Annotated in this window: 2 protein-coding genes; both read left to right on the top strand. The window is 29.8% G+C overall.

Features of this window, described 5'->3' with window-relative positions; translation table 11 throughout:
* Positions 1-281: 281 nt before the first annotated feature.
* Entirely contained in the window at positions 282-1,433 is a 1,152-nt protein-coding gene (gene wecB / locus A500_RS13095; RefSeq protein ID WP_016208056.1) for a non-hydrolyzing UDP-N-acetylglucosamine 2-epimerase, read from the top strand.
* Between the two features lie 115 nt (positions 1,434-1,548).
* Positions 1,549-2,730: an acetyl-CoA C-acetyltransferase gene (locus A500_RS13090; protein ID WP_016208055.1), complete on the top strand. Its 1,182-nt coding sequence runs from the start codon at positions 1,549-1,551 to the stop codon at positions 2,728-2,730.
* The last annotated feature ends 262 nt before the right edge of the window (positions 2,731-2,992 follow it).

Below are 2,992 nucleotides of genomic sequence, written 5' to 3'. Positions count from 1 at the left end.
TTTTTATGATTTTTTATTAGGCATTATAAAGATACGCAAATTTGATTTTAATTATAGAAGAGTAACATAATAATTAAAGTTATATATGTGAACTTCGTTATCTTAAAATAATATTAAAAAAGACATCAAAATTTGTTTATGTAAAGTATAAAGTGTATAATTATATATACTACATATTTGTAGACTAAAATTATAGAACTGAATAAAGACTATGTAAAATAGAAATAGTATATAGTAGTGAAAAAATAATAATTTTATAATTTAATTAGGAGGAACCTAAAATGAATAAAAAAAAGGTAATAACTATATTTGGAACTAGGCCAGAGGCAATAAAAATGGCACCTTTAGTAAAAGAGTTAGAAAAAAGGGAAGGAATAGACTCTAAAGTTTGTGTCACAGCTCAACATAGAGAAATGCTAGACCAAGTATTAGATTACTTTGATATAAAACCAGATTTTGACTTAAATATTATGAAAAGTAAGCAGACTTTAACAGGAATAACTAATAAAGTATTAGAGGGATTAGAAGAAATATTTATACAGGAAAAACCAGATATGATATTAGTTCATGGAGATACAACTACTACATTTTCAGGCGCGCTTGCAGCTTTTTATCAACAAATTAAAGTTGGACACGTAGAAGCAGGCCTTAGGACATTTGATAAATATTTTCCATTTCCAGAAGAAATGAATAGAAAACTTACGGGAGCTTTAGCTGATTTACATTTTGCACCAACAAAAGGCTCTAAAGCTAATCTTTTAAGAGAAGGCGTAAGCGAGAATGATATTTATATAACAGGAAATACAGTTATTGATGCTATGGCTCATACAGTTAAAGATGATTATATATTTGATAATGACATATTAAATGAAATAGATTTCAAAAACAAAAAAATAATAATGGTAACTGCCCATAGAAGAGAAAATTGGGGAGAAGGAATAGATAATATTTGTGAAGCATTAAATAAAATAGTTGATGAAAATAAAGATGTTGAACTTATATATTTAGTTCATTTAAACCCAGTAGTAAAGGATGTTGTTTACAGCAAATTAGGAAATAAAGAAAGAGTTCATCTATTACCTCCATTAGACACTAATGAAACTCACAATTTAATGAATAAGTGTTTTATGGTAATGACAGATTCAGGCGGACTACAAGAAGAAGCTCCCCATCTAGGAAAACCTGTATTAGTGCTTAGAGATGTTACAGAAAGGCCAGAGGCTGTAGAATATGGGACAGTAAAATTAGTTGGAACAGATATCAATAAAATAGTAGCAGAAGCTAATAATTTAATAAATAACAAAGATGAGTATATGAAAATGAGTAAAGCGGCTAATCCATATGGGGATGGTTTTGCATCAAGAAGAATTGCGGATATAATAGAGAAGTATTTTTCAATAAGAATGGTAGAAACTGAAGAATTTATAAGATAAAGAATAAAAAGATGAAATTCTAGTTGATTAAAAGGGAGAAAGTGGTATAATTAAATTATGTTAATTGTTTAACAAACATGAAATTATTTTAATTATATAGAGGAGGATGTAAATTATGAGAGAAGTAGTAATTGCAAGCGCTGTAAGAACTGCTATTGGGTCTTTCGGGGGAGGCTTAAAAGATGTGTCAGCAGCAGATTTAGGAGCAATAGTAATAAAGGAAGCAGTAGCTAAAGCAGGTATAAAGGGTGAATTAGTAGAAGAAGTAGTAATGGGTAATGTAATTCAAGCAGGTCTTGGACAAAATGTTGCAAGACAGGCAGCAGTAAAGGCTGGATTACCAGTAGAAGTTCCTGCAATGACAATAAATAAAGTTTGTGGATCAGGATTAAGAACAGTTGCATTAGCAGCTCAAATGATAAAAGCTGGAGATGCAGATATAGTTGTGGCAGGTGGTATGGAAAACATGTCTCAAGCTCCGTACCTATTAAAGACATCAAGATGGGGTCAAAGAATGGGAGATGGAAAAATGGTTGACTCTATGATAAATGATGCATTGTGGGATGCATTTAATAATTATCATATGGGAGTAACAGCAGAAAACATAGCTAAAGAGTGGAACTTAACAAGAGAAGAGCAAGATCAATTTGCACTTAATTCTCAATTAAAAGCAGAAGCAGCAATTAAAGAGGGAAGATTCAAAGATGAAATAGTACCGGTAGTTATTCCTCAAAGAAAAGGAGATCCAAAGATTTTTGATACAGATGAATATCCAAGGTTTGGAGCTACAATTGAAGGAATGGCTAAATTAAAGCCAGCTTTTGTAAAAGATGGTACAGTGACAGCTGCAAATGCATCAGGAATAAATGACGGAGCTGCCGCTTTTGTAGTAATGAGCGCTGAAAAAGCGGAAGAATTAGGAATAACTCCATTAGCTAAAATAGTTTCTTATGGACAAAGAGGATTAGAACCATCAATAATGGGATATGGTCCATTCCATGCAACTAAGAAAGCTTTAGAAGTAGCAAATTTAAAAATAGAAGATTTAGATTTAATAGAAGCTAATGAAGCATTTGCAGCACAAAGTTTAGCAGTAGCAAAAGACTTAAACTTTGACATGAATAAAGTTAATGTAAATGGAGGAGCTATTGCATTAGGTCATCCAGTAGGAGCATCAGGTGCTAGAATATTGGTTACATTACTACACGAAATGCAAAAAAGAGATGCTAAAAAGGGTTTAGCAACTTTATGTATAGGTGGAGGAATGGGAACAGCACTTATAGTTGAAAGAAAATAGTCAAAATAGAATATGAATTGTATAAACTTTCGATAATAAAATATCGAAAGTTTATTTTTTATGAATTATAAAGCAAGAAATAGAAAACAATATTATATAAATAGGTGATTAAATAACTTTATTTGTAATAATAACTAATAATAAATAAAAAGTAATTATATATGTTATTAACTAAAATTAAAAAAATTAAAATAAAATAAAGTAATAAACAATTAATTATTTATTACTATTTATTATTATAATATATATAATANAAANAATT

Origin of the sequence: Clostridium sartagoforme AAU1, assembly GCF_000401215.1 — a bacterium.
Taxonomy (GTDB): Bacteria; Bacillota; Clostridia; order Clostridiales; family Clostridiaceae; genus Clostridium; species Clostridium sartagoforme.
The sequence above is the reverse complement of the archived record's forward strand: the minus strand, read 5'-3'. Positions and strand labels throughout refer to the sequence as shown.